The following is a 26,644-nucleotide window of genomic DNA, read 5'->3' on the forward strand; positions in this document are numbered from 1 at the left end:
GGGCTTTCCTGGCACCCCCTGCTTTGTCATGACGAGGGGTGAGTCCATAGTGAATCATGGCGACTTTCGCGGACACAGCAGCTATCAACCTCCGCCTCGGCCTGCTCGGTCTTCCGCTCCCCTCTGAGGGTGCGGCCGGGCGCGCAGTGGACCTGGTGAGGCCCATCCTGGCCCGCCAGCGGGAGCTCAACAGGCGCCTCGCCCACCGGCTCCCCGCCGTCGACACCCGAGTCCAGAACTTCCTCGACACCTACCTCGAGGGCACCGGGACCCGGCCGTGCCTGCCGCGCCAGACGCTGGTCCTGGACCAGGCCGGCCTCGCCCGCGACATGTCACTTCCCGTCGACGGCGACACGTTCACCTCCGACCTGCTGACCAGCTACCGCCTCGTCAACGGAATCCTGCACAACCCGGCCAACGACCGCCGCACCACCAAGGGCGTCTTCCACATCGCCGAGGGCGGCCTGCCGATCCAGGACGACAAGATCGCGGTGCCGAGGGAGACCTTCGGGCGGCTCATGGAGCAGGCGTTCCAGCCGCCGGACGAGGCGATGGTGTTGCCCTACACCTCGAACCACCCTGACCGGCCGAGGTGCTGGGTGTCCCTGCTGCTGCGGCCGATCGTGGTTCCGGCGGTGCCCGGCTACACCGTCGAGCGCCGGATGGAGACCCGCTTCATCGCGCCCGCCACGATGATGGCCAACCTCGACTTCGTCGAGGGGATCTTCGGCAACGGCGGCGACCCATACCTTCCGGAGAACGACGCGTCGCTGAACCCCGAGACCTGGACCGGGCACACCGGCCTCGTGGTCCTCGCCCCCCATCTGACGCGGCTCACCAAGAAGGAGCTCGGGCTTCCGCACTTCGACGAGGCCACCGACCGCCAACGCCGCGACGGCATGTGCTGGCGCACAGAGGACGAGCGCTACAACAACGGTTCGGCGTTCAAGGCGTGCGCCCGCGACGAGCGTGGCGTGATCGTCACCGTGATCGCGGACAACTACTTCGGCTACTGCAAGAAGGAGGTCAAGGCCCAGATCAGCTACTCGGCGAACCTCCTCGGGCTGGTCGAGGAGGAGCACTCCGGCGGCGCCATCACCTTCCCCCGCTACAACCTCGGCCAGACCTACACCCACACGTACTGGGATCCCTCCTACCGCTTCGACGACGTCATCGCACGCGACCCCGACCGGTTCGAGCGCCGGCCCGAGGGCCACGCCGTCGACCTCGAACAGCGCCACATCGTGCTGGTGCCAGGGACCGCGACCTTCTCCCTCCGCGACAGCACCATCACGTGGACCGTCGACGGCGTCCCCCAGACCATCGCCCTGCGTGCCGAGACCCACTACGTGCTGCCGGACGGCTACGTGGTGGAGCTGGCCCACATCGAGGCCGACGGCGACCAGTGGACCCTCCTGGGCACCTCCCCCGTCGCCACCTCGTGCCACAAGCCGGCCACCGTCTCCGGCGGCGGCAAGTCCGAGATCTCGAAGTCCATCACCGACGCGTTCGTGTTCGGCAACGCCTACATCGCGGACTTCGCCGACGACATGGCGCAGGTGGCGGCCATCGTCGACCGCGACTTCACCGACCGGTTCCGCGACTCCTCCGCCGTCGACCCGAGGCCCCTCCTCTCGGATGCGCGGTCCGTGGGCAGCGTGATCAAGCTCCTCACCCCCAGCCCCGACTTCACCGACGGCTACAACGCCTGGGTGGAGTCCATCCCGCACCACATCAAGGAGCTCGTCTTCGTCGTCAAGCGGTTCTACCGCCCCGAATGGGGCTCCGACTGGGCCTCGCACTTCTCCGTCGGCCGGATCAACGGCCGCGCGGGTCACGCGCTGCGCCTGGACGGCGACAAGATCACCGTCAACATGCTGCGGGTCGGCTTCGCGCCGGACGGCTCATGGCGGCTGTTCGGGCTGCGGCACGACTTCCACCCCGCGGCCAAGGTCCAGACCGAGGACGACATCACCGCGAGCATCGTCGTGCCGGGCGACGTGGCCGGCCGCGAGGACGGGCTGTCGCGCAAGTTCGTGACCAACTGCGAGCAGCTCCTGTTCCAGCGGCCCGACGACGCCATCCACCGCGGCTACGACAAGCAGGCCGAGTACGACATCGCGCACGGCGCCTTCCTCAGCAACTTCGAGCCCCTGACGACGGCCGACGCCCGCGACCTCGTCAACGACGCCATCGCCTTCTCCCGGTTCTCCAAGCCCATCCAGAAGCTGATCCGCAAGGTGGCCAAGGGGGGTCCGGGCGTGCCCGGGTACTTCGTCTCCTCTGCACACCCCCGCCTCATCAACGGGGCGCGGTCGAAGAACCCGCGCTATCTCCAGGTCCGCCAGGACCTCGCGCGCCCCCGCGGTACCGCGTTGGCGGAGATGGTGGCGCGGCTGCATCGCCGACTGCCGATGCGGGCGCCGCTGCGTCTGCCCGTCGACGTGGTCGCGGCCGGCCGGCGCAACAACGCGGCCGAGGACGGCGTTCCCCCGCTCTGCGCCTACGCTCCCCTCCACTACATGGAGCTGCCGGAGCTGTTCATGGAGTTCATCTCGTCGATGACCGGCAAGTCGCCGTCCACAACGGGCGCCGGCTCCGAGGGCGCCATGACGAAGGGCCCCTTCAACGCGCTCCCCTCGGTGATCGACCTCAACGCGGCCTTCCTGTCGTTCGCCCTCACCGGCTACGACGGCTGGCTTTCGAGCGCGGGGGTCATCGGCCCCAACGTGCGGGTCGACCACGACATCTCGCTGCTGGTGCCGGAGGTGTTCTCCAGGATGACCCCGGACGAGCGCAGCGCCGCGGCACTGATCGCCGAGGGCGCCCTGGAGCGGGTGCCCGACTTCGAGCACGACGGCGAGACGATCGAGGCGAGCCGGCTCGGCTACCGGATGACCTCGAAGTTCCAGTCGAAGTACTTCGGCCGGATCTTCATGCACCCCCACGTCGTGTTCTCGGAGAACATGCTGAAGCCCGAACTCCAGGATGTGGAGGCCTACGTCGAGTCAGTGCGCACCATCGTGACCACCCACAAGCGGGTCGCCCAGTCCTACATCGACGACGGCACCATCGCGCTGGCCGTCCCGCCCATCCGAGCACTTCTGGAGATCATGGCCACCGGCGTGTCCGACGGCATGACGCTGGCTGACGAGAGGTTCAGGCGGCTGTTCGACCGGGACGAGGTCCTCAACTCCGACTGGTACCGGGCGCGGCTCGAGTCGCAGTGCGCCTCGGACGCCACCCACCAGCGCAACGCGGTGGCGTCGATGACCAGGTTCGTGGAGGAGCCCACCAACGCCGCCGCCGCTGAGCGGCTGGGCATCCGGTCTCGGATCGAGGCGATGCAGGCGGGGCTGGAGGCCTCCACCAGCCCCGACGCGGCCGACCGGCTGAGCGGCACCCTGGGGCGTCAGGTCACCTGGCAGCTGCGGTAGGCACGAGGCCCTCGACGAGTTCGTGCGTGAGCTCGTCGAGGGTCGCGATCACCCTCGTCCGGGCCAGCAGTTCGGGCGCGGGCGGGTGGAAGTGCGGGGGGACGGCGATCACCGTCATGCCCGCCGCCAGGGCTGACAGCAGGCCGTTGGGTGCGTCTTCGACGGCGATGCTGCGCAGCGGGTGGGCGCCGAGCAGCTCGCAGGCCCGCAGGTAACCGTCGGGCGCCGGCTTGCCCCGCTCCACCTCCTCCGTGGACACGGTCGCGGCAAGGACATCGGCCAACCCGAGCGCCTCCACCGCCGCGTCGATCAGCGTCCGGGGCGACGAGCTGGCGATGGCCACGGGGTACCGCTCGGCCATCCGCCGCACGGCCTCGACGGCCCCAGGCAGGACCGTGATGCCCGTGCGGTAGTGGGCTGCCATGGCCTCCACCGTCGACTGCGCGGCGCGTTCCGGGGTGACGGGCAGCCCGACGGTCTCGACGAGGAAGGTGCTCCACTCCCTGGTGCTCATGCCCATCATCGCCTGGGTGGCGCCGTCGGGCCAGGGCAGTCCGGCGTCGGTGGCCAGCTGGCGACGCACCACGTCCCAGGTGGCCTCCGTGTCGGTCAGGGTCCCGTCCATGTCGAAGACGACGGCGTCTGGCAGCATTTCGCACTCCTCGGGGGTGGGGTGCTGGCCAGCCTACCGGTGGGGTAGGGTGTGGCCGTTGGCAGGTGAATCCGGTGTGATCCCGGAACTGTCGCGCAACCGTGATCCCACTGGTGGGGAGTCGGACCGCCCGTCAACGCGAGAAGGATGTTCACTTCCGTCGCGACCAGCGGAGAGGCCTTGGCCGACGGACCTAACGGATAGAGGTCCACATGTCCCCCACCCCGTCGACTCGGCGACTGGCCATCCCCGCCGCCCTCCTGCTCGCGGTCGGCCTGGCCACCTGGGCGCCCACCGCCTCTGCGGAGGTCACCGCCTCGGAGTGCGTGGAGGCCGGTAATGTCTGGGTCCACGTCGAGATCGAGGACGAGTACACCGGCGCCTGCGCCACGGAGTTCTCCACCGGCACCGAGGCCATGATCAGCAGCGGTCTCGCCGAGGACCAGGGGAACTGGGTTCAGACCATCGCCGAAGTGACGGCTGAAGACCCGGAGTGGTGGAGCCTCTGGACCTCGGTCCCTGAGAGCGACGGCGCGTTGAGCGAGTGGGAGTTCTCTCAGGTCGGCATCGCGGACCTGGAGCCGGAAGCGGGCAGCGTCATCGGCTGGCGCCTCCTGCCCGACTGGAACCTCGAGGCCGAGGCCCCAATGTTCAACCCCGCAGCCGAATCGGATGAGGCCCCGGAGGGCGAGACCCCCCTCGAGGAGACCGACGACGACACTTCCGCAACCCCCCAGCCCGAGGACGACTCCGCTCCTGCCCCCGGCCTGCCCAGCACCGGCAACTGACCCGATGTCCCGACGCCTCGGTTCCCTGGCCTCGGCTGCGGCTCTCGCCGTGGCCGGGGTGTGGTTCCTCGCACCCCAGGCCGGCGCCGAGGTGTCGGACGGGCACTGCAGCACGGCCACCGGTGTGACGGTGGTGGTGGACTTCCAGGAGTTGGGAGGTGGCACCGTCGTGCGCTGCGTCGAGGACGTCGAGGCGGGCACCACCGGGCTCCAGGTCCTGCGCCTGGCGGGCCTGTCACCCGAGGGCACCATCAAGGAGGGCCCCTCCTTCGTATGCAGGATTGCCGGACGCCCGAGCGCCACCGAGACGCTGCCGGTCACCGGCACCGACGGGTACCGGGAGAGCTGCGTCCAGGCGGCGCCAGACACGGCGTTCTGGTCCTACTGGCACGCCGACAACGGCGGCTCCTGGGCATTCTCGAACTACGGGGCGTCCGCGCGGGAAGTGATCCCCGGCGGCTACGAGGGATGGTCGTTCTCCCTCAACAACACCGGCTCCAGCAACCCGGCTCCGGGTGTGACCCCCGCCCACGACGTTGCGAAGCCCACCCCCAGCGCCAAGCCGACCACCCCACCTCCCCCCACGGCTCAGCCTGCGCCCACCGCCAAGCCGAGCACCACCAAGGCGACCCCCTCCCCCACCCGCTCGTCCACCGCGCCGACCACCCTCAACCCGGCCGCCAGCTCCACCGCCGCCGCGCCACCCAGCGCCACCCCGTCGGCGCCGCCGAGCGCCTCGCCGTCAGCGTCCGCGGCCCTGGGCACCTCGTCGGCGACGGCTGCTGCCGACACCCCGACGGCTGAGCCCGACGCGGTGTCCCCCTCGGCCCCGCCGGCCGCCCCACCTGTGGCCGCGCTGCCGCCCTCCGGCGTCCCGACCGGAACGCTCATGGGTGCCGGCGCCGTCGTCGCGTTGGGAGTCGGCGGCGGTGTGGTGTGGTGGCGCCGTCGCGGGCTCTGATGCTCCGGCGCGCACTCCCCCGGCAGCTCCACCCCTTCGCCTGGTGGGCCTACGCACTCACGCTCACCGTCGCGGCGTCCTCGACGACAAACCCCCTGCTCCTGCTGGCCCTGATCGGTGTCGCCTGCCTGGTGACGATGTCGCGCCGCGGTGACACGCCCTGGGCGCGGTCCTTCTCCCTGTACCTGTGGCTGGCCCTCTTCATCGTGGTCCTCCGCGTGGCGTTCAGGGTGCTCTTCGGCGGCGGCGACGGCCCGACCATCCTGTTCACCCTTCCCCAGATCCCGCTGCCCTCATGGGTGCAGGGGATTCGCCTGTTGGGACCGGTGTCGCTGGAGTCCCTCCTGGCTGGCCTCTACGACGGGTTGCGCCTGGCCACGATCGTCGTGTGCATCGGCGCCGCCAACGCCCTGGCCAACCCGAAGAAGCTGCTGGCCAGCCTCCCCGGCGCCCTCTACGAGCTGGGCACCGTCATGGTCGTGGCCGTCAGCGCGTTGCCGCAGCTGGGAGAGTCGCTGCAGCGGGTGATGCGGGCTCGCAGACTCCGCCGGACGCCTGCGCGGCGGACGCGGCGAGACCGCCTCCGCGCCGTCGAGACCATCATCGTGCCGGTGCTCTCCGATGCGCTGGAGCGCTCGCTTGCGCTGGCGGCGTCCATGGACGTGCGCGGCTACGGGCGTGCCGGGCTCGCCACCAGGGGCGGGCGCTACCTGTCGGCAGGCCTCGGCCTGCTGGGGATGATGCTGCTGGCCGTGTGGTCCTTCCGCTTCCTCGCGGCGGCGCCCGAGCCGACCGTGCTCGGCATCCCCCTGGTCTCCGTCGCGTTGGTCGGCGGTGGCATCGCGTGCGCTGTCGCGGCCCTGCGGATCTCCGGGTCCACCGTCCATCGGACCCAGTACCGGCCCATCCGATGGAGGCTGGCCGAGAGCGCGACTGTCGGCTGCGGCCTCGCCGCGGCGGGCATCGTCGGATGGATCGCAGCCCGGGGCAACGCCGCCGTGCTCTACCCCTCCATCATCCCGTTCGTGTGGCCGACGCTGACTCCGCTCCTCGTCGTCGCGCTGACCATCGCCGCGCTGCCCGCCTTCTTCACCCCTGCACCCGTCGCCGCGAGGACCCCGACATGATCCGATTCGAGGACATCTCATTCCGCTACGCCGGCAACGACACCCTCCGCCTGCTCGGCGCGTCCTTCCGGATCGAGGAGGGCGAGCTGTGCCTCGCCGTCGGTCCCACGGGGAGCGGGAAGTCCACCCTGCTCGGCTGCATCAACAACCTCGTCCCACGGTTCACCGGCGGCGTCCGGACGGGCCGGATCCTGATCGACGGCCGCGACACCACCATGCTCCAGCCCCGCGAGCTCGCCACGACGGTGGGCTACGTGGGCCAGGATCCGCTAGCTGGATTCGTCACCGACACCGTCGAGGACGAGATCGCCTACTCGATGGAACAACTCGGCTTCGCCCAGGCCGATATGCGACGACGGGTGGAGGAGACCCTCGATCTGCTCGGCATCGCGGACCTCCGCCACCGCGCGCTGCGGACGCTGTCCGGGGGGCAACAGCAGAGAGTGGCGATAGGCAGCGTCCTGGCCGCGTCACCGAGGGTTCTGGTGCTCGACGAGCCCACCTCTGCGCTCGACCCCATCGCCGCCGAGGAGGTCCTGGCCACCATCAGCCGCCTCGTCCGCGACCTCGGCACCACGGTGGTGATCGCCGAGCACCGGATGGAACGCGTCATCGAGTTCGCCGACACCGTCCTGCTGGTGGGAGACACGGTCCTCCACGGCCCCACCCGTGAGGTTCTCGCCCACGCCCCGATCCGCCCGCCGTTGGTGGAGCTGGGCGCTGAGCTCGGATGGACCCCGCTCCCGCTCACTGTCCGCGAGGGCCGACGCGCGACCGCAGAGCAGCGACGGGCCTGGGTGGAGGTGCCGCCGACGCTTCCCTCCGCTCCGGCGCACTCGGGCCCGGCCCTGTCCGGTCACGGCGTGGTGGTCCGCTACGGCGCGAAGGTGGCGGTGGCCGACGTGGACCTCACGCTCCACGCGGGCGAGGTCACGGCCCTCATGGGCAGGAACGGATGCGGGAAGTCCAGCCTGCTCTGGGCGCTGCATGGCGCCGGGCGCCGCGAAGCCGGCACGGTGCGGCTCAGCGATGACGCACGGGTTGCCCTGGTGCCGCAGACACCGGCCGATCTGCTCTACCTCACCACAGTCGAGGCGGAGTGTGCCGCCAGCGATGACAGCTCCGGCCTCCGCGCGGGCTCCACGCTGGCGTTGCTCAGGCGTCTGGTCCCGACGATCGACGCCTCGGCCCATCCACGGGATCTGTCTGAGGGACAGAAGCTGGCGGTGGTCCTCGCCGTGGAGCTGGCCGGCGACCCGCCCGTCGTGCTGCTCGACGAGCCGACGCGCGGCCTCGACTACGCGGCGAAGGCCGTGCTCACCGACATCGTCGAGTCCATGGCGGCGGCGGGACGGGCGGTACTCATCGCCACCCACGACGTGGAGATGGTTGCTCAGACCTGCTCACGCGTGGTGGTCATGGCAGAGGGCGAGATCGTCTCCGACGGGCCCACGCGCGACGTGCTTGCCGGGTCGGCGCTCCTGGCCACCCAGGTGGCGAAGCTGGCCAACCCCACCCCGGTGCTCACGGTGAAGGAGTACCTCGATGCCGCCACGTGACCCCACCCTGGCCGTTCCCGCCCCGATCGTTGGCGTGCAGCTGGGCCCCCGGACCTGGGCGGTGATCCTCGCCTCGTCCCTGCTCGGGCTCTTCGCCCTCGGCTGGCCACTGCTCATCCCCGCCGTCGGCGTCGCTCCGGAGCACTCGGGCGACGCACCGTTCGTGTTCGCCGCCCTGCTCCCGATCGTCCTCCTTCTGGTCGTCGCGCAGTTGAGCGAGGGAGGACTGGACGCCAGGTCCCTGGCCGTTCTGGGGGTGCTGTCGGCCGTCAACGCGGCCATCCGTCCCGCGCTGGGCGCCGGCACCGCCGGGGTGGAGTCTGTGTTCTTCCTCCTCGTGCTGGCAGGGCGGGCATTCGGGCCAGGTTTCGGGTATCTCCTGGGCTTCACCTCGATGTTCGCCTCGGCGCTGCTGACGGCGGGGGTCGGGCCCTGGCTCCCCTTCCAGATGCTGTGTTCCGCGTGGGTCGGCCTCGCTGCTGGATTGCTTCCCAGGCGGGTGACGGGCAAGGCGGAGATCGGCATGCTCATCGCGCTGGGCATCCTGGCGGCCTACGCCTACGGCGCCCTGATGAACATGTGGTTCTGGCCGTTCATCAGCGGCATCGGCATGGAGGGCGCGGGTGGCAGCCTCGACTACGTGCCAGGTGCTCCCATCAGTGAGAACCTGGTGCGTTTCGGCTGGTTCACCCTCATCACGTCGACGGCCAGTTGGGACACGGGGCGCGCCATCACGACATCGTTGGCGCTGCTCATCGTCGGGCGGCCCGTGCTCACGGTGCTGCGCCGGGCGTCCGGGATGGCGCGAGTCGTCGCCCCGGAGGCGGGGTCCCCCCTTCTGGCCGCGAGCGCGGACCGCGGTGATACGCTCAGCGGGCAGGCCCTGAACCCGGTGCGATCCCGGGACTGACGCGCAACCGTTACTCCGTTCGGAGGAGTCGGACCAGGGTCGGCTGATCATCTCCGATCATCCGCCCGTGGGCGGCGACGCGAAAGGATCTCATGAGAGTCCATCTGCGCCTGGTGGCGCTCCCCCTCATCCTCGGCCTCGTGGTCGGATCGGCTGCGCTCCTCCCCGCCCCGGCCCGGGCGGACACCAGCGACCTTCCCAAGGCCGCGCCGGCGATGACCTGGCTGGCGAACCAGACCAACTCTGCCGGGCTGCTCGAGTCGAGCGCCGGGTACGGCGATGTCGGGCTGACGCTGGACGCCGTCCTTGCCGGCGCCGCGGCCGGCGCGCCCCAGGCGACCTTGGACCGGTGGATGGACGGCGTGGCCGCGGCGATCCAGCCGAAGGTGATCTTCGACGACGGGTCGGGCACGCTCACCAGGGACACGGGCACCATCGCCAAGGCCCTCCTCGCTCTCGCGGTCACGCGCCGCAGCACCACCTCCTTCGGCGGCATCAACCCCCGCTCCCTGACGGAGGAGGCACTCACCCAGGGCGCAGAGCCGGGCTGGGCCGGTGCCCCTGCCCAACCCACCGGCACCAACGCGTTCGGACAGGCGTACGCGATGCTCGGCCTGGCCCGCACGGGGGCGCTCGATCCGGCAACTGTCGGATTCGTCGCCGCCAAGCAGTGCGCCGACGGCGGATTCCCGATGTTCTTCTCCGCCGGGAAGACGTGCGCGGCAGCCGGGTCCTCCTCGGACCCCGACGGCACCGCCATCATGATCATGGCCCTGCGTGCCGCACAGGCCGAAGGCATCGCCGCCGCCACGACGCCACTGACCGATGCGGTGAGCTACCTCACCGCGGTCCAGGAGACCAACGGATCGTTCCGCTCGGCCAGGGTGGTCGCCGGACAGGACCCCCCGCAGAACTCCAACACCTCAGGTCTGGCGGCCGCGGCCCTCGCCGACCTCCGCTCCGACGCCGTGGCCGACGTGCGCACATGGATGGCCACCATGCAGCTGACCACCGGCGCCGACGCGGGCGCGATCGCCCACACCGCCGTGGACAAGACAAAGGCGATCACGGCCGCCTCGCGTGGCGTGTGGGTCCGGGCGACCACGCAGGGCGTCCTGGCCTTCGCACCCGTCGACTTCTCCACGCTCACGCCCTTCAGCGTGTACACGCGACCCGGCACGCACACCTTCAACGGACGCCAGTGGCGCACCCGCTGCGAGCCGTACTCCCAGACCACACGCTGCTTCACCGACATCTGGGCCAGCCAGGTGCGCCAGGAGAACGGCCGCTTCGTCCTGGTGAACGGCTGGACATTCAACAATCTGTCCTACCTCCCGTCGCCCCGCTCGCTGTGGGCGGCGAACAACCTCGCCAACGCCGCGCCGGGTACATCGAAGACCTGGACAGCCGAGAACGGGCGGCTGTGGAAGACCGAGTGCGACACCGCGGTGACCGGCCGCAATGGCTGCCGCGCCTACATCTGGGGCAGCTTCATCGCGAACGTGGCCCCCGCCGGGCAGCCTCCCCGCTACCAGTGGAAGCAGGACTGGGTTTTCAACAACCTGGTCTACTTCTCCTGATTCACCCGCCCGCTCTCCTCACCCGTCCGGGAAGCCGGAACGTTCCACCCTCGCCGTCGGCGAGCCACCCGGATTCCACCAGCTCCCATGCGTTGGACAGCACGTCCAGCATCGTCTGACCCGTCCGGGCGGCCAGCTCGGCGGCCGTGACCTCCTCCTTGCTGCGCACCGCCTCGCGGATCTCCCGCAGATGAGGCGCGAGCGTGTCGATGGGGCGGCGCCCACCGCGACCGGTGGGCTCAGGGAGGGACCCGATCGGGGCCAGCAAGGCGCTGACCTCCTGTCCGCTGCTCACCAGCACGGCCTCGCCGTCGCGGATCAGGCGGTGCGGCGTGGCAGACAGCGACGACGTGATGGGGCCTGGTACCGCCATCACGGGGCGGCCCATGGCCAACCCCCAGGACGCGGTGTTCTTCGCGCCCGACCGGCTCGACGCCTCCACCACCACAACCGCCTTCGCCAAGGCGGCGATCATCCGGTTGCGGGCCAGGAAGGCATACCTGGTGGGCCGGTGACCGGGTGGCAGCTCGGAGACCAGTGCTCCGCTCCGGCTGACCGCGTCGGCGAGCCTGGAGTTGGCCGAGGGGTACGGGTCGTCCAGCCCGCTCGCGACGACCGCCAGCGTGAGCCCGCCCACCCCCAGCGCCCCGCGGTGTGCCGCGGCGTCTATCCCGAAGGCCAGGCCCGAGACCACGGGCGTCCCGGACGCCGCGAGGTCCGCGGCCAGTGTGACGGCCGCCTGCTCCCCGTACGACGTGCAGGCCCGCGCCCCCACCACGGCGACGCCTCCCGCGAGTCGGTGCAGCGGCTCCCCCTTCACCCACAGCCCTAGAGGAGCGCCGGTCTGGCTCGAGACCACCGCCCCGGACAGATCCGACAACGCCGTGGGCCACTCCTCGTCCGCTGGGGTGAGGAACCGGGCGCCGCAGGTCCCGGTGTCCCGCTCGACGGCACCGAGGTCCACGGCCGCAGCCTTGCGCGACAGCGGCCCACCCTCCGGGTCCGCCAGGAGTCCGCGCCACACGTCCACGGCCCCGAACTCCTCCACCGCTGCCACCAGCGGGGCCGAGCCCATCGTCGCCAGCGCGCACAGACCCATGCGCGCCTCACGGTCCGTGACCGTCATGCCGCCCCCCTCCGCTGCTCGCCCTGCCTGAGGTGCAGGGCCGCGCGCAGTTCGCGCTCGCCGATCGCGTCCTGCCCGGCCAGATCAGCCAGCGTCCACGCCAGCCTGATCACCTTGTCCACCCCTCGTGCGCTGATCAGGCCTCGTTGCAGCGCGGTGTTGAGCACCCCGAGATCCTCCGGGAGGCTGAGCTGCTGCCTGAGGTAAGAGCCCGGCACCTCGCCGTTGGTGGCCCAGGGCGTGCCCGCAAGGCGACGCCTCTGCCTGTCACGCGCCTCCACCACCCTGGCCAGCACCGTGGCGCTGGACTCGGAGGCGTCGGCCGCGACGTCCAGGAGCACCCGGTTGACGGTGGCCATCTGGTGCTTGATGTCGATCCGGTCCAGGATGGGCCCGCTCAACCGCTCCTGGTACTTCCGCACCCGGACGGGTTCGCAGCGACACTCCAGCCCTGCCACCCCGTGATTGCCGCACGGACACGGGTTCGCTGCCATGACCAACTGGAATCGGGCCGGGAACCTGGTGCTGTGCCGGGCCCGGCTGACGGTGACGGTCCCGTCCTCCAGCGGTGTGCGCAGCGCGTCGAGCTTGGAGCCGAAGTCCGGGCACTCGTCGAGGAACAGCACCCCCCGGTGGGCCAGGGAGATGGCGCCGGGCTTGAGCTCGGCGGTCCCCCCACCGACCAGCGCCGCCGGGGTAGCCGAGTGGTGGGGATCCGAGTAGGGCGGCCGGACGATCAGGCCGGTCAGCTCACGCCCTGCCAACGAGTGGATGGCAGACACCTCGACGGCCTCGTCCTCGGCGAGATCAGGGAGGATGGATGGAAGCCGCGACGCCAGCATGGTCTTGCCAACGCCCGGAGCGCCGTGCAGAAAGAGGTGGTGCCGGCCCGCCGCGGCCACCTCCAGCGCGAACTTCCCGTCCTCGTGGCCGACCACGTCCGCCAGATCCGGCGTGAACGCCGCCGGCTGTTCCAGGGGCGGTGACGACGACGGCGCGGCCTCCGTTGGGTTGAAGACGGGCTTGCCCTCCAGCAGGTCCACCACCTCCGCGAGGCGACCGGCCCCCCAGACAGTGATGCCTGGAACGAGGGATGCCTCCGCCTGCTGCCCCGCGGGGACGATCGCCCGCTCGAATCCCGCCCGGGAGGCCGCCAGCATGGCCGGCAGCACGCCACGCACCTTGCGGATGCGTCCGTCCAGGCTCAACTCTCCGATCAGAACGGTGCGGGTGTCCGAGACCAGCTCCATCTGCTCCTCGGCGATGAGGGCCGCCACCGCGATGGCCAGATCGAAGTGGGTGCCGGCCTTGGGAAGGCTGGCCGGCGACAGGTTGATGGTGACCAGGCCGGGCGGCCAGGACAGGCCGGTGGCCAGGACCGCGGCCCTCACCCTGGCCTTGGCCTCGCTCAGCGATGCGTCCGGAAGCCCGACGAGCTGAACCCGTGGGAGGCCACCCCCCTTGGCTGCCTCCACCTCGACAGGGAAGCCGTCGATCCCTGACAGCGCAACGGACCACACCCGCCGGCCTACCACTCGTCGATCCCCCGGGCATAGGTGAACTGGCACTCGCCGCCCCGTGGCCATAGCACCCCGACGGCGTCCACCCTGATCAGCCGGGGCCGCAGCCCGGACTGTCTGACATAGAGCGCCGCCAGCCGGCGTAGCCGACAGGCCTTGGCGTAGGTGATGGTCTCCAGTGGGGCACCGTAACGCAGACCCGCCCGGGACTTGACCTCCACCACCACGAGAGTGCTGCCGTCGGGTTCCAGGGCCACGATGTCGATCTCGCCCTCGCGGCACCGCCAGTTTCTCTCCACGACGCGCCACCCACGCGCTTCCAGGAACTCGGCCGCCCGGTCTTCACCCCGACGGCCGAGTGCTTGCGTTGGGCTCTCCATCGCCACCACCTCCGATCACCTTGATCGGAAACGCGACGCCCTATCTCCCGTTGTCCACAGGAAGACGGGTCACTGGTTCTCGGGCACCTGAAGATCCGAGTGCGCGATCTCCTCGATCGACACGTCGCGGAAGGTCAACACCTTGGCCGACTTCACGAACCGTGCAGGCCGGTACATGTCCCAGACCCAGGCATCCCCCATGGACACCTCGTAGTAGACATCGCCACCCTCGGTCCGGACCTTGAGATCCACGACGTTGCACAGGTAGAAGCGCCGCTCCGTCTCCACCGCGTAGGTGAAGATCCCCACCACGTCCTTGTACTCGCGGTACAGGTCAAGCTCGAGCTTGCTCTCGTATTGCTCTAGGTCTTCGGCGCTCATGGTCCCATCACTCTAGCCGTTCGGGCCACGTTGTCGAAGCACCACCTGTGGATCTCCGACGGGCCGTGCTCGTCGAGTGCCGCCTGGTGCAGCGCCGTGCAGTAACCCTTGTGGATCGCGAAACCGTAGGCCGGGTACGTGGGATCGTGCGCGACCATGATGCGGTCGCGGGTGACCTTGGCGACGATGGAGGCCGCGCTCACGCAGGCCGCCACCTTGTCCCCCTTCCACATCGCCAGTCCGGGCACGCCCAATCCGTCGACGGCGAACCCGTCCGTGAGGACGAAGTTGGGCGCCACGTCCAACCGCCCCACCGCCCTGCGCAGCCCCTGGAGATCTGCCTGATGCATGCCCAGCTGGTCGCACTCGTCGGCCTCGACCACCGCCACCGCCACCGCGACGGCCCGGCGCATGATCAGGTCGTGCAGGCGCTCCCGCGTGGCCTCGCCGAGCACCTTGGAGTCATCCAGGCCGGCGATCGGACGATCCGGATCGAGGATGACGGCAGCGGCCACCAACGGACCCGCGCACGCGCCGCGGCCGGCCTCGTCGGCGCCGGCCACCGGGCCCAGCCCTGCCCGCACCAGTGCCCGCTCGTACCCGTAGGCGCCTCGCCCGAGACGGATCATCAGCAGCCAGGCTCCACGTGGATGAGGTCCGGGTCCTCGGGTGCGGGACCGTCGGCAACCGGCACGTCGAGGAAGGTCCGCGGGAGCGTGAACGTCGCCAGCCTGTCCAAGGGCGCGACGATGGCGACGGCCGCACCCACCACGTTCGAGACCGGGACGAACGCCCGCTCCCCCGGTGTCTGGGACACCTCCGCCAGGCGGCATCGCGAGTCCGCGGACGCGTTGCGGTGATCACCCATCACGAACAGCCGGTCCGCGGGGACAACGATGTCGAAGGGCACCGTCACCGGCGCAACCTGGATCCCACTCTCGCTGTAGAGGTACGACGTCTCGTCCAGGACCGATCCGTTGACCTCGATCTTCCCGTCCTCCGTGCTGCGCACATGGTCTCCCGGCATCCCGATCACCCTCTTGATGAGGTGCTCGGTGCCGGAATTGGGCAGCACGCCGACGAACTCCAGGGCGATCTTGACGGGATTGGTCGACGGCACGCTCGGGGCGAGCCACTCGCCGGGGTCTTCGAAGACCACGACGTCGCCGCGCTGGAATCCCCCGAACTTGGCCACGAGCACCCGGTCGTTGACCTGCAGGGTGTTCTCCATGGAGCCGGAGGGGATCACGAACATCTGGCCGACGAAGGTGCGCAGGAGTGTGGCGATGACGATCGCCCCGACGAGGATGAGTACGCCCTCGGTGAGCCACCCCAGCAGGCGTGCCCCGAAACTCCGGGTTCCCGGCCGGGCGTCATCGGTCGGGTTCGTCGTCGGTTCCACAGATCAGTCCTTCAGTGGCATGGGCGTAGCGCTCCCCTGAGCATACCGCGACCCCACACCGGGGCCGGACGCGAGGAACCGCCGGCGGCCCAGGGCCACCGGCGGTTCGTGAAGTGCGCGGAGCGAGGCGCTCAGTAGCGCTTCTCCTTGATCTTGGCGGCCTTGCCGCGCAGGCCGCGGAGGTAGTACAGCTTGGCGCGACGCACGTCACCGCGACGCTCGACCTCGATCTTCTCGATGATGGGGCTGTGCAGCGGGAAGGTGCGCTCGACACCGACGCCGAAGCTCACCTTGCGGACCGTGAAGGCCTCCTGCACGCCACCCGCGTTGCGGGCGATGACGACGCCCGCGAACACCTGGACGCGGGAGCGGGTGCCCTCGACGACCTTGACGTGGACCTTGACCGAATCGCCGGCGCGGAACTCCGGGATGTCGTCGCGGAGCGAGGCCTTGTTGATCTCCTGGATCAGCTGGTTGGTCATTTCCTAACCCTTCCGTCAGTGCCACAGGTCACCGCGGTTCGTTCTGACCGGACCGCCTCAGACAGTCCCCCAGTGGCAGGAGCTGCGACGAACCCGGGCTGCCCGAGTGCGGGCAACGACTAGTCATTATGGCAGAGGGAGACGAGGGGCACGAAATCGAGGCGGGGACGCCGTCGGGCGACGCCCCGGCTGACAAAGAGGGCCCCTGGGACCAAGTCCCAGGGGCCCTCTCAGTGGCGGATCAGATCTTGCCGTCCTTCTTGAACAGCGCGGAGATGAGGTCCCTGTTGAGCTGCGAGATCGACTCCAGCGGGATGCCCTTCGGGCAGACCGCCGCGCACTCGCCGATGTTGGTGCAGTTGCCGAAGCCCTCTTCGTCGTGCTGCGCCACCATCGACTTCACGCGACGGTACCGCTCGGGCTGGCCCTGCGGCAGCATGGCCAGGTGCGTGATCTTCGCCGCCGTGAAGAGCATGGCGGAGGAGTTCGGGCAGGCGGCGACGCAGGCGCCGCAGCCGATGCACGTGGCGTTGTCGAAGGCGACGTCGGCCTCCCGCTTGGGGGCGGGGGTGGCGTGCGCGTCCGGGGCCGATCCGGTGTTCGACGAGATGAACCCGCCGGCCTGGATGATCCGGTCGAACGCGGTGCGGTCCACGGCGAGGTCCTTGAGCACCGGGAAGGCGCCCGCCCGCCACGGCTCGATGTCGATGGTGGCCCCATCGGCGAACGAACGCATGTGCAACTGGCAGGTGGTGGTGCGGACACCCTCAGGTGCGCCGTGCGCGACGCCGTTGATGACGACGCCACACATGCCGCAGATGCCCTCGCGGCAGTCGTGGTCGAAGGCCACCGGCTCCTCGTTGCGCTCCGTGAGGTTCTCGTTGAGCAGGTCAAGCATCTCCAGGAAGGACATGTCGTCGGACACGCCGTCCAGGTCGTACTCGACCATCCGGCCGGCTGCACCGGGGCCGGCCTGACGCCAGATACGTAGCTTGAGCTTCACTTGTAACTCCGTTGCTTCAGTTCGATTGCCTTGTAGATCAGCGGCTCACGGTGCAGCACGGGCTTGCCGCCCTCGCCACCCCACTCCCAGGCGCCGACGTAGAGGAACTCGTCGTCGTGACGCAGCGCCTCACCCTCCTCGGTCTGGGACTCGCCGCGGAAGTGACCACCGCAGGACTCGCGTCGGTGCAGGGCGTCCACGCACATGAGCTCGCCGAGCTCGAAGAAGTCCGCAACGCGACCCGCGCGCTCGAGCGCCTGGTTGAAGTCCTCGTTCACGCCGGTGACGCGCACGTTCTTCCAGTAATCGGCCTTGAGCTCCCGGATGAGGCCGATGGCCTTCTTCAGCCCGGCATCCGTGCGGTACATGCCGCAGTACTCCCACATGATGTGGCCGAGTTCCTTGTGGTACGAGTCGACCGAGCGGGTGCCCTGGATGGACAGCAGCGTGTCGATCCGCGCCTGAGCCGATTCCCTGGCCTCGACGACCGCGGGGTGATCGTCGGCCACCTTCTCGAACGGGGCGTCGGCCAGGTAGTCGTTGATCGTGTTCGGCAGGACGAAGTAGCCGTCCGCGAGGCCCTGCATGAGCGCCGAGGCGCCCAGGCGGTTGGCGCCGTGATCGGAGAAGTTGGCCTCACCGGTCACGTACAGGCCGGTGATCGACGACTGCAGGTCGTAGTCGACCCAGAGGCCGCCCATGGTGTAGTGCACCGCGGGGTAGATGCGCATGGGGGTCTCGTACGGGTTCTCGCCAGTGATCTGCGCGTACATGTCGAACAGGTTGCCGTACTTGTTCTCGACAGTCTTCTGCCCCATGCGGTTGATGGCATCGGAGAAGTCGAGGTACACGCCGCGACGGACCTGACGCTCGGTGCCGTCCGAATCGCGCTCGGTGACCGCCGGGCCCACGCCGCGACCCTCGTCGCACATGTTCTTGGCCTGCCGCGACGCGATGTCGCGGGGAACCAGGTTGCCGAAGGCCGGGTAGATGCGCTCCAGGTAGTAGTCGCGATCCTCCTCGGCGATCTGGCGGGGATCCTTGGCGCAGTCCTCGGCCCGCTTCGGCACCCAGATCCGGCCGTCGTTGCGCAGCGACTCAGACATCAGCGTGAGCTTCGACTGGGTGTCGCCGTGCACCGGGATGCAGGTGGGGTGGATCTGCGTGTAGCAGGGGTTGGCGAAGTAGGCGCCCTTGCGGTGCGCACGCCACGTGGCGGTCACGTTGCAGCCCATGGCGTTGGTGGAGAGGAAGAACACGTTGCCGTATCCGCCGGTGGCGAGCACGACGGCGTCCGCGGTCCACGTCTCGACCTTGCCGTTGATCATGTTGCGCGTCACGATGCCGCGGGCACGACCGTCGACGATGATGATCTCGACCATCTCGTGGCGGGCGTACATCTTCACGGTGCCGGCCGCGATCTGGCGCTCCAGCTGCTGGTAGACGCCGATCAGCAGCTGCTGACCGGTCTGGCCGCGGGCGTAGAAGGTGCGCTGCACCTGCACGCCGCCGAACGAGCGGGTGTCGAGCAGGCCGCCGTACTCGCGGGCGAAGGGGACGCCCTGGGCGACACACTGGTCGATGATGTTGGCCGACACCTCTGCCAGGCGGTAGACGTTGGTCTCGCGGGCGCGGTAGTCGCCGCCCTTGACCGTGTCGTAGAACAGACGGTGCGTGGAGTCGTTGTCGTTGCGGTAGTTCTTCGCCGCGTTGATGCCGCCCTGGGCCGCGATCGAGTGCGCGCGACGGGGGCTGTCCTGGTAGCAGAAGTTGAGGACGTTGTAGCCGGCCTCGCCCAGTGTCGCGGCGGCCGCGCCGCCGGCCAGGCCGGTGCCGACGATGATGACGCTCAGCTTGCGACGGTTGGCCGGGTTGACCAGGCGGGCCTGGAACTGACGCGTCTTCCACACCTTGTCGATGTCGACGCCGCGGGGGGCCTTGGTGTCGGCGATATCGGCGCCGTCGACCCAGTACTGGTCGGCGACCGGGGGGGTCGTGGTGGTTGCAGTCATCAGATACCAACTCCAAACAGGACGGCCAGAGGCATGATCATGAAGCCGATGAACAGGACCACGGCCACGATGATGGCCAGCAGGTTGAGCAGCGAGGCCGCCTTGGCGCTCGTGTTTCCACCCAGGGTCGTGAACGCGCTCCAGAAGCCGTGACGGACGTGCATGCAGATGAGCACCATGCACACGGCGTACAGAACCACCATCCACCACAGCTCGAACGCGGCCAGCACCATGGTGTGGGGCTCGTCGCCCGTACCGCCGCTGACGGAACCGGGGACGATGGTGAACTGGATGAGGTGGAAGATCAGGAAGGCCGCGACGATGATGCCGCCCCAGCGCATGGTGCGCGAGGAGTAGGTCTGGACCTTCTTCTGGCTGTTGACGTACTTGCTGCCGCGGTTCCGGCGCGTCTCCATCGAGAGCGTGTACGCGGACCAGATGTGCAGGATCACGGAGAGGACAAGGGCCGACCGGAAGATCCAGATGAACCAGCCGGCCGGGAGGATCGGATAGAGGATCCCACCGTCTTCGGTGGTTCCCTTCAGCCAATGGGCGTAATGATCGAAGGCCTCGGGACCGAGGAACATCTTCAGATTGCCGTACATGTGCACGAGGAGGAAGGCGATCATGATCAAGCCGGTCACTGCCATGATGACCTTCTTGACGACCGTGCTTCGCAACGCCCGTTGATGAATGGTGAGTGTTGTTGCCACGGGGTCACTCTAGCCAACGGGACGAACATTCGGGCAGTGGGGTGACCTTATCGAAGGGGCGATTCGCTAGGGCATTTACGTTCCGATTGACTCACGAAATGTCATGCGAGAAGGTCCGGCCGGCGCTCCGCCGTCCGGCGGAGCGCCTGTTCACGCCGCCACGCCTCGATGAGGGCGTGGTGGCCGCTCAGCAGCACCTCCGGCACCGGCCTGCCCCGCCACACCGGAGGCTTGGTGTAGTTGGGGTATTCCAGCAACTGCTCATGGCCCTGCGAGTGGGATTCCTCCACAAGCGACTCCGGATTCCCGAGGACCCCGGGCAGCAGGCGCACCACCGCCTCGACGATGGCCAGGGTGGCCACCTCACCGCCGTTGAGGACGTAGTCCCCCAGCGAGACCTCACACAGCTCGTAACGCTCCGCGCAGTGGTCGATCACCCGCTGGTCGATGCCCTCGTAACGCCCGCACGCGAACACGAGCCGCTCCCGGCCCGCCAGATCGTAGGCCATCTCCTGAGTGAATGGCACGCCCGCGGGGCTGGGCACCACCACTGTGATGGGGAGTGGCGATGCGGACTCGAGCGCGTCCAGGGCCTCGCCCCAGGGCTCAGGCTTCATCACCATGCCCGCGCCTCCCCCGTACGGCGTGTCGTCGGTGGTGCGGTGCCGATCGTGGGTCCAGTCCCGCAGGTCATGGACGGCGAGGTCCACGATCCCGGTCGAGATGGCCTTACCCACGAGGCTCAGTCCGAGCGGGCTGAAGTAGTCGGGGAAGATCGTGACGACGTCGAGCCTCATTCGATGTCCTCCAGAAGGCCCTCGACGTCCGCGAGCCGGACGTGTCCGGACTCCAGGTCCACCTCGGGGACAAGGGCGCTCACGAACGGGATGAGCCGCTCGCCGCCCTCCACGGCGACCTCCAACACATCCTGGGCCGGGAGGTGCAGCACCTCACGGACGGTGCCCACCCGGCTGCCCGCGTGATCCAGCACTGCCAAGCCCACCAGCTGACGGTCGAAGTACTCCTCCGCCTCACTCGGGCGCTCGTCAGCGGGCACCCTGGCGCCCAGCGACTGCCCCACCAAGGGCTCGACGGTGGTGCGGTCGGGATACCCGAGGAAGGTCAACATGAGCCTCCCGCGGTTCCAACGCACCGTCGCAATCTCGACGGTCCGTCCCGACTCGCCCAAGCTGAGCTTCGTGCCGACGGCGAATCGCCGGCCCGGCTCGTCGGTGCGAAGGTCGATGAATACGTCGCCACGCACTCCATGCGGGCGGCCGATGATGCCGACCGTCACGTCCACCATGTCGCCCACGGTTCACTCCTTACGATCAGGTCCACGCTCCGCGGGGACGACGATGCCCCGGACCCGTTGGGGTTTCCGGGGCATCGCACGGGGTTGTGTCAGGGGCGACGGGGACGGTCCACGTCCACGAAGTCCACCCGGACGCTCTCCTTGCCGGCCAGAGCCGCGACCACGGTGCGCAGGGACTGAGCGGTGCGGCCCTGGCGGCCGATCACCTTGCCGACGTCGTCCGGGTGCACCCGCACCTCGAGAAGACGCCCGCGGCGCAGATCCTTGTCCTTGACGCTCACGTCGTCCGGGTTCGACACGATCCCGGCGACGAGGTGCTCAAGAGCCTCGGCGAGCACTCTCAGGCCTCTTCGGACGGAGCCTCGGCCGCATCGGCCGCGGGGGCCTCAGCCTGGGGGGCGTCGTCAGCGGGCGTGGCCTTGGCGGCGGCGTCGTCGGCCTTCTTCTTCGCCTTCGAGATGGCGGGCGCGGTGGCGCCGCTGTCCTCGGCGAGCGCCTTGGCGAACTCGGCCTCGCGGTCGCGGCGCTCAGGCTGCGGGTCGACACCGGAGGGCGTCTTGTCGCCGGTGAACTGCTGCCAGTCCCCGGTGCGCTTGAAGAGGGCCACAACGGCCTCGGTGGGCTGGGCACCGACCGACAGCCAGTACTGAGCGCGCTCGGAATCGACGCGGATGACCGACGGATCGTTCTTCGGGTGGTAGAGGCCGATCTCCTCGATGGCCTTGCCCTCACGCTTGGCGCGCGAGTCGATGACGATGATGCGGTAGTGGGGCGAGCGAATCTTGCCGAGTCGCTTCAGGCGGATCTTGGTTGCCACGGGTGTGGTTCTCCTGTTGATGAAAGTGTCTGCCAGCAGACGATGCGGATGGACGCTCACGACGTGTGGGGCACGCCGCGCGCAAACCTAGGGGCCTCGACGCTCGGATGAGAGGGCCCGGGCAAAGAGGTGCATCCGACATTGTGCCAGATCGGCGGGCGAGGGCCAATCCGGGTGCCGACGCAGGCGACGTACCATCTGCCACGTGCACATCTCAGAAGCCCGGTTCGAGGCGATCGTGGACGAAGCGCTCGGCGCGCTTCCCGAACAGCTCGTCGCGAACCTCGACAACGTCATCTTCGTCATCGAGGACGAACCGGAGGACGGTTCCGACTCGCTGGGCTGGTACGAGGGCACGGCCCTCACCGAGCGTGACCAGTACGGGTACGGGCAGTTGCCCGACAGGATCGTCCTGTTCCGCGGCCCGCTCACGCGCATGTGCCACACCGAAGACGAGCTGTACGAGGAGATCTGGATCACCCTGGTCCACGAGCTGGGCCACTACCACGGCATCGACGAGGAGGCCCTCCACTCACTCGGGTGGGGCTGAGCAGCGGGGCGGCGGGTCGCCTCACCGTCAGCACAGGCCCTCGACGCTGCCGGAGAGCGCCAACGGCTGTGCCGCGCGGCAGAAGGCGGGGCTCAGCACCGGCACCACCCCGTCGCCGGTCTCCACTGCGGGCGCGGCGCCGAACGGCCTCCCGACACCCAGGAACACCTCCCACGTGCTGGGCTGGCGGATGGCCTCCACCCGCGTGTCGGCCGGGTCCAGCCCGGCTGCCTCTGCGGCGTGGCGGAAGAACTCGTCGCGGCCGAGCACGCCGTCGATCAGGCCGTACTCCTGCGCGCGCACCGAGTCGTACAGGTGCGCCCCGATCTGATCACGGATCGCCGCCTCGCTGATGTCGCGGTGCTGCGCGACGTGGGCCACGAACGTGTCGTACTCAGCTGCCAGCCCTGCGGTGTAGACGGCCCGCTCCTCGTCGGTGATGGGCCGGAAGGGATTGCCGAAGTCCTTGCCCTCACCCTGGGTGAGGTACTCGCGCGTGATGCCTCCGGTGGTGGTCACCCCGGACTCGAACAGGGTGCCGCTGGTGGCGACCACGTCCGTGTACTGGTCGAACGGGCCGAAGATGACGCCGATGGAGCCCACCAGCGCCCCATGGTCGACGATGATCTCGTCCGCCGGCGCCGTGGCGTAGACCCCGCCCGAGGCGGAGATGGAGCTCACGTGAACCAGGACCTTCTGACCGGTGCGCTCCTGGTAACGAAGCACGGCATCGCTGATGGCGCGGGATCCGGCGATGCTGCCTCCCGGGGTGTTGACCAGCAGCACCACCCCGGCCGCATCGTCGGTGGTCAGTTCGTCGAGCTGGGCCGCGATCTCGTAGCCGTACGATCCAGCGCTGAGCAGCGCCCCGTCGGAGGCGTCCGCCAGGATGGGGCCGGCCACCGTGATGGCGCGGAGGCTCTGGCTCCCACTGCCCCAGATGGTGGCCAGCTGCGTGGTGGCAACCCCCCCGGCTGTCGAGACGAGCGTCATCGAACCGATGATCGTGACGGCGCCGAGCACGAGCGCCATGAGCAGCGACGCCGCCCCGAGGCCCAGCCCGATGCCCGCTCCGATGCCGAACCCGCGGCCGAATCCGCCCTGGGCCCTTGGCGCGGGGGGCAGGACCGGCCCCGGAGCCACGGGACGAGCGGGCTGGGGCGAGGGTGCCGGCTGGGGCAGATCTGTTGAGCGCTGATCCACGCTGGGTGGCGGGAACGACTGGCTGGGGTCGGACACGGTGGGGCCTCCTTCGGTCAGCCGCCACAGTACCCAGTCAGCCGACCACCGTGCCGCGGAGGATCAACGCGCGAGGCCGACGGAGTGTCGAGAGGTCCTCGCGGGGATCGGCATCGAGCACGATGAGGTCCGCGCTCGAACCTTCCGTCAGCGAGTCCGCACCGAGCCAGGACCGCGCCCCCCAGCTGGCCGCGCCCAGCGCGAACTCCGTGCCGCCGAGCTCCGCCAGTGCCTCGATCTCGTCGCGAATGCGGCCGTGCTCGACGACCGTCCCAGCGTCGGTCCCTGCGAACACGGGCACGCCGGCCTCGATCGCGGCACCGATCGTCTGCTTGCGGCGAGCGTAGAGATCCATCATGTGCGCGTAGTAGGAGGGGAACTTGTCGCGCGCCGGGGTTGCGTAGCGGGGGAAGTTGTCCAGATTGATCATGGTGGGCACCAATGCGGTGCCCCGCTCGGCCATCTGCGCGATCCCGTCGTCCGAGAGCCCCGTGCCGTGTTCGATGCAGTCGATGCCGGCGGCCACCAGCTCGTGGACGGACTGCTCCCCGAAGCAGTGGGCCGTCACGCGTGCGCCCTCCTCGTGCGCGGCGGCGATGGCCGCGGCGGCCACATCCGCCGGCCACAGCGGGGCCAGGTCTCCCACTGACCGGTCGATCCAGTCCCCCACGAGCTTGACCCAGCCGTCTCCGTCGCGCGCCTCATGCCGCGCCTGCTCGACGAGCTGCTCGGGCTCCACCTCGACGCCGAGGTAGCGGATGTAGCGCAGCGGACGGGCGATGTGCCGTCCAGAGCGGATCAGGCGTGGCAGCCCGGCGGTCCGCTGGATCCACCGGGTGTCCGACGGCGATCCGGCGTCGCGGATGAGCATGGTCCCGGCGGCCAGATCGGTCTCGGCCTGCCCGCGGGCCGTGTCCGCGCTGACTGCGCCCTCAGGACCAAGCCCGATGTGACAATGCGCGTCGACGAGCCCTGGGAGCACCCAGGCGTCCGAGGCGACCGTCTCGGCGCCCGCCACCGGCTCCTCCGAGATCACACCGTCGGCGATCCACACCTCCCTCGGCTCGGCGTCGGGGAGGAACACCCCGGTGAGATGAAGAGCTGACATGGAGGCTCCTAGAACTTGGGCTTGTTCTCGTTGAACATCTTCTGCAGGTCGGGCGGCAGCTGGAAGTCGTCGATGGTCTGCGGGACCGGCGGCAGCCCCGCCTGCGCGGCCGGCTGCTGGCGCACACCCTTGGGGCCCTTGCGCTGCTGCTTCTTCGGCTGCTGCTTCCTCTGCTGGGCCCGGCGGCCGCCGCCGATGCCGGGCGCTCCAGGCATTCCGCCCATCCCCGGCATTCCGCCGCCCGCCATGGCCTCCATCATCTTGCGGGCCTCCACGAAGCGGTTGACCAGCTTGTTGACCTCGGAGACCTGCACGCCCGCGCCCTTGGCGATGCGGGCGCGCCTGGAGCCGTTGAGGATCGAGACGTCGTCGCGCTCCTTCGGGGTCATCGAGTAGATGATCGCTTCGATCCGGTCGATCTCCTTCTCGTCGATCTCGTTGATCGCCTGCTTGAACTGACCTGCACCGGGAAGCATGCCGAGGATCTTCGACATGGGGCCCATCTTGCGCAGCTGCTGCATCTGGGAGAGGAAGTCCTGCAGGCCGAACTTCCCCCGGCCCATCAACTTCTCGGCAGCCGCGCGGGACTCCTCCGCGTCGAACGTCTTCTCAGCCTGCTCGATCAGGGTGAGGACGTCCCCCATGCCCAGGATCCGCGACGCCATCCGGTCCGGATGGAACATGTCGAAGTCGGCCAGGCCCTCGCCGCTGGAGGCGAACATGATGGGCTTGCCGAGCACCCGCGCCACCGAGAGCGCCGCGCCACCGCGAGCGTCGCCGTCGAGCTTGGTCAGGACGACGCCGTCGACTCCGACGCCCTCGTCGAACGCCTTGGCCGTGTTGACTGCGTCCTGACCGATCATGGCGTCGACGACGAACAGGGTCTCGTCAGGGTTGACGGCCGCCTTGATGTCCGCGGCCTGCTGCATGAGCTCCCGGTCGATGCCGAGGCGACCGGCCGTGTCGACGATGACCACGTCGTAGAGCTTCGACTCGGCATGGGCGATCGCCCGCCGGGCCACCTCCACCGGGTCTCCGACCCCGTTGCCCGGCTCCGGCGCGAAGACGTGCACGCCGGCGCGCTCCCCGACGATCTGCAACTGGTTGACCGCATTGGGGCGCTGCAGGTCAGCGGCGACGAGGAGTGGGGTGTGCTGCGCGGACTTCAGCCAGCGCGCGAGCTTGCCGGCGAGGGTCGTCTTGCCGGCGCCCTGGAGGCCGGCGAGCATGATGACGGTGGGCGGGCGCTTGGCGAACCTGACCTGGCGCGCCTCGCCTCCGAGGATGCCGATCAACTCCTCGTTGACCACCTTGATGATCTGCTGCGACGGGTTGAGTGCCTTCGACACCTCCGCATCGAGCACCCGTGACTTGACCGCGGCGACGAACTCCTTGACCACGCCCAGGTTGACGTCTGCCTCGAGCAACGCGATGCGGATCTCCCGCATCGTGGCGTCGATGTCGGCCTCGGTGAGGCGCCCCTTGGAGCGCAGCCCCTTGAATACCGACGACAGCCGGTCCTGCAGCGTGTCGAACACTGATCTGAGCCCTTCGGAGATGATGCAACCGCACCAGGATAGGC

Annotated in this window: 26 protein-coding genes; 8 read left to right on the forward strand and 18 right to left on the reverse strand. The window is 69.4% G+C overall.

Going from position 1 to position 26,644, the window contains the following annotated elements:
* Positions 1-56: 56 nt before the first annotated feature.
* Complete coding sequence (locus tag ACZK5D_RS13410; protein WP_458993571.1) at positions 57-3,437, forward strand: PPi-type phosphoenolpyruvate carboxykinase family protein; 3,381 nt, start codon at positions 57-59, stop codon at positions 3,435-3,437.
* Here ACZK5D_RS13410 and ACZK5D_RS13415 read toward each other — a convergent pair.
* A complete protein-coding gene (locus ACZK5D_RS13415; protein WP_458993570.1) occupies positions 3,418-4,089 on the reverse strand; it encodes an HAD family hydrolase in 672 nt (223 codons plus the stop codon). The two genes, ACZK5D_RS13410 and ACZK5D_RS13415, sit on opposite strands and share 20 nt — an antisense overlap.
* Positions 4,090-4,301: 212 nt before the next feature.
* Here ACZK5D_RS13415 and ACZK5D_RS13420 point away from each other — a divergent pair, with 212 nt between their 5' ends.
* The 6 genes from ACZK5D_RS13420 to ACZK5D_RS13445 all read left to right on the forward strand — a co-directional run bounded on the left by ACZK5D_RS13420 (position 4,302) and on the right by ACZK5D_RS13445 (position 11,014).
* A complete protein-coding gene (locus tag ACZK5D_RS13420; protein WP_458993569.1) occupies positions 4,302-4,877 on the forward strand; it encodes a hypothetical protein in 576 nt (191 codons plus the stop codon).
* Between the two features lie 4 nt (positions 4,878-4,881).
* Complete coding sequence (locus tag ACZK5D_RS13425) at positions 4,882-5,838, forward strand: hypothetical protein (protein ID WP_458993568.1); 957 nt, start codon at positions 4,882-4,884, stop codon at positions 5,836-5,838.
* The gene (locus tag ACZK5D_RS13430) at positions 5,838-6,965 is read left to right on the forward strand and encodes an energy-coupling factor transporter transmembrane component T (protein ID WP_463665630.1); all 1,128 of its coding nucleotides are present in this window, start codon (positions 5,838-5,840) and stop codon (positions 6,963-6,965) included. The genes ACZK5D_RS13425 and ACZK5D_RS13430 overlap by 1 nt, the downstream gene beginning before the upstream one ends.
* The gene (locus tag ACZK5D_RS13435) at positions 6,962-8,524 is read left to right on the forward strand and encodes an ABC transporter ATP-binding protein (RefSeq protein WP_463665631.1); all 1,563 of its coding nucleotides are present in this window, start codon (positions 6,962-6,964) and stop codon (positions 8,522-8,524) included. The genes ACZK5D_RS13430 and ACZK5D_RS13435 overlap by 4 nt, the downstream gene beginning before the upstream one ends.
* Positions 8,511-9,434, forward strand: a complete 924-nt coding sequence (locus ACZK5D_RS13440) for an ECF transporter S component (protein ID WP_463665632.1) — start codon at positions 8,511-8,513, stop codon at positions 9,432-9,434. The genes ACZK5D_RS13435 and ACZK5D_RS13440 overlap by 14 nt, the downstream gene beginning before the upstream one ends.
* Before the next feature lie 92 nt (positions 9,435-9,526).
* Positions 9,527-11,014 (forward strand): hypothetical protein, encoded by a 1,488-nt coding sequence (locus tag ACZK5D_RS13445; RefSeq protein ID WP_463665633.1) that lies wholly within the window; start codon positions 9,527-9,529, stop codon positions 11,012-11,014.
* A gap of 1 nt (position 11,015) precedes the next feature.
* On the opposite strand, the gene dprA is transcribed toward ACZK5D_RS13445, so the two are convergent.
* From dprA to rpsP, 14 genes are all read right to left on the reverse strand, one after another.
* Complete coding sequence (gene dprA / locus ACZK5D_RS13450) at positions 11,016-12,140, reverse strand: DNA-processing protein DprA (RefSeq protein WP_463665634.1); 1,125 nt, start codon at positions 12,138-12,140, stop codon at positions 11,016-11,018.
* Positions 12,137-13,675 carry a YifB family Mg chelatase-like AAA ATPase gene (locus ACZK5D_RS13455; protein WP_463665635.1) on the reverse strand — a complete coding sequence of 513 codons (1,539 nt, stop codon included), beginning with the start codon at positions 13,673-13,675 and terminating at the stop codon, positions 12,137-12,139. Before ACZK5D_RS13455 ends, dprA begins: the two co-directional genes overlap by 4 nt.
* A complete protein-coding gene (locus tag ACZK5D_RS13460; protein ID WP_463665636.1) occupies positions 13,669-14,040 on the reverse strand; it encodes a YraN family protein in 372 nt (123 codons plus the stop codon). Before ACZK5D_RS13460 ends, ACZK5D_RS13455 begins: the two co-directional genes overlap by 7 nt.
* Positions 14,041-14,109: 69 nt before the next feature.
* On the reverse strand, positions 14,110-14,421 hold the full coding sequence (locus ACZK5D_RS13465) for a DUF2469 domain-containing protein (RefSeq protein ID WP_458993560.1): 312 nt from the start codon (positions 14,419-14,421) through the stop codon (positions 14,110-14,112).
* The gene (locus tag ACZK5D_RS13470) at positions 14,418-15,050 is read right to left on the reverse strand and encodes a ribonuclease HII (protein WP_463665637.1); all 633 of its coding nucleotides are present in this window, start codon (positions 15,048-15,050) and stop codon (positions 14,418-14,420) included. The genes ACZK5D_RS13465 and ACZK5D_RS13470 overlap by 4 nt, the downstream gene beginning before the upstream one ends.
* Positions 15,050-15,823 (reverse strand): signal peptidase I, encoded by a 774-nt coding sequence (lepB, locus tag ACZK5D_RS13475; protein ID WP_458993558.1) that lies wholly within the window; start codon positions 15,821-15,823, stop codon positions 15,050-15,052. The genes ACZK5D_RS13470 and lepB overlap by 1 nt, the downstream gene beginning before the upstream one ends.
* A 131-nt stretch (positions 15,824-15,954) precedes the next feature.
* Positions 15,955-16,305 carry a 50S ribosomal protein L19 gene (gene rplS / locus ACZK5D_RS13480; protein ID WP_458993557.1) on the reverse strand — a complete coding sequence of 117 codons (351 nt, stop codon included), beginning with the start codon at positions 16,303-16,305 and terminating at the stop codon, positions 15,955-15,957.
* Positions 16,306-16,546: 241 nt separating this feature from the next.
* Positions 16,547-17,308 (reverse strand): succinate dehydrogenase/fumarate reductase iron-sulfur subunit, encoded by a 762-nt coding sequence (locus tag ACZK5D_RS13485; protein WP_458993556.1) that lies wholly within the window; start codon positions 17,306-17,308, stop codon positions 16,547-16,549.
* On the reverse strand, positions 17,305-19,320 hold the full coding sequence (locus ACZK5D_RS13490) for a fumarate reductase/succinate dehydrogenase flavoprotein subunit (RefSeq protein ID WP_458993555.1): 2,016 nt from the start codon (positions 19,318-19,320) through the stop codon (positions 17,305-17,307). The genes ACZK5D_RS13485 and ACZK5D_RS13490 overlap by 4 nt, the downstream gene beginning before the upstream one ends.
* Positions 19,320-19,970, reverse strand: coding sequence for a succinate dehydrogenase cytochrome b subunit (locus ACZK5D_RS13495; protein WP_458993554.1), 651 nt, complete (start codon positions 19,968-19,970; stop codon positions 19,320-19,322). Before ACZK5D_RS13495 ends, ACZK5D_RS13490 begins: the two co-directional genes overlap by 1 nt.
* Positions 19,971-20,134: 164 nt before the next feature.
* A complete protein-coding gene (trmD, locus tag ACZK5D_RS13500) occupies positions 20,135-20,830 on the reverse strand; it encodes a tRNA (guanosine(37)-N1)-methyltransferase TrmD (RefSeq protein ID WP_463665638.1) in 696 nt (231 codons plus the stop codon).
* The gene (rimM, locus tag ACZK5D_RS13505) at positions 20,827-21,339 is read right to left on the reverse strand and encodes a ribosome maturation factor RimM (RefSeq protein ID WP_463665701.1); all 513 of its coding nucleotides are present in this window, start codon (positions 21,337-21,339) and stop codon (positions 20,827-20,829) included. Before rimM ends, trmD begins: the two co-directional genes overlap by 4 nt.
* 98 nt (positions 21,340-21,437) lie before the next feature.
* The gene (locus ACZK5D_RS13510) at positions 21,438-21,686 is read right to left on the reverse strand and encodes an RNA-binding protein (protein WP_458993552.1); all 249 of its coding nucleotides are present in this window, start codon (positions 21,684-21,686) and stop codon (positions 21,438-21,440) included.
* A gap of 2 nt (positions 21,687-21,688) precedes the next feature.
* Positions 21,689-22,165: a 30S ribosomal protein S16 gene (gene rpsP, locus ACZK5D_RS13515; protein ID WP_463665639.1), complete on the reverse strand. Its 477-nt coding sequence runs from the start codon at positions 22,163-22,165 to the stop codon at positions 21,689-21,691.
* Between the two features lie 205 nt (positions 22,166-22,370).
* Between rpsP and ACZK5D_RS13520 the strand changes: the two genes are divergently transcribed.
* On the forward strand, positions 22,371-22,715 hold the full coding sequence (locus ACZK5D_RS13520; RefSeq protein WP_463665640.1) for a metallopeptidase family protein: 345 nt from the start codon (positions 22,371-22,373) through the stop codon (positions 22,713-22,715).
* Between the two features lie 27 nt (positions 22,716-22,742).
* Here the strand turns inward: ACZK5D_RS13520 and ACZK5D_RS13525 are convergent, their stop codons facing one another.
* From ACZK5D_RS13525 to ffh, 3 genes are read right to left on the reverse strand one after another with little or no spacing between them, the layout of a single operon-like run.
* Complete coding sequence (locus ACZK5D_RS13525; protein WP_463665641.1) at positions 22,743-23,954, reverse strand: S49 family peptidase; 1,212 nt, start codon at positions 23,952-23,954, stop codon at positions 22,743-22,745.
* Between the two features lie 37 nt (positions 23,955-23,991).
* Positions 23,992-25,062 (reverse strand): amidohydrolase family protein, encoded by a 1,071-nt coding sequence (locus tag ACZK5D_RS13530; RefSeq protein WP_463665642.1) that lies wholly within the window; start codon positions 25,060-25,062, stop codon positions 23,992-23,994.
* A gap of 8 nt (positions 25,063-25,070) precedes the next feature.
* Positions 25,071-26,600: a signal recognition particle protein gene (gene ffh / locus ACZK5D_RS13535; protein ID WP_463665643.1), complete on the reverse strand. Its 1,530-nt coding sequence runs from the start codon at positions 26,598-26,600 to the stop codon at positions 25,071-25,073.
* Positions 26,601-26,644 lie beyond the last annotated feature (44 nt).

The sequence above is a fragment of the Tessaracoccus yangjingae genome (assembly GCF_055326235.1).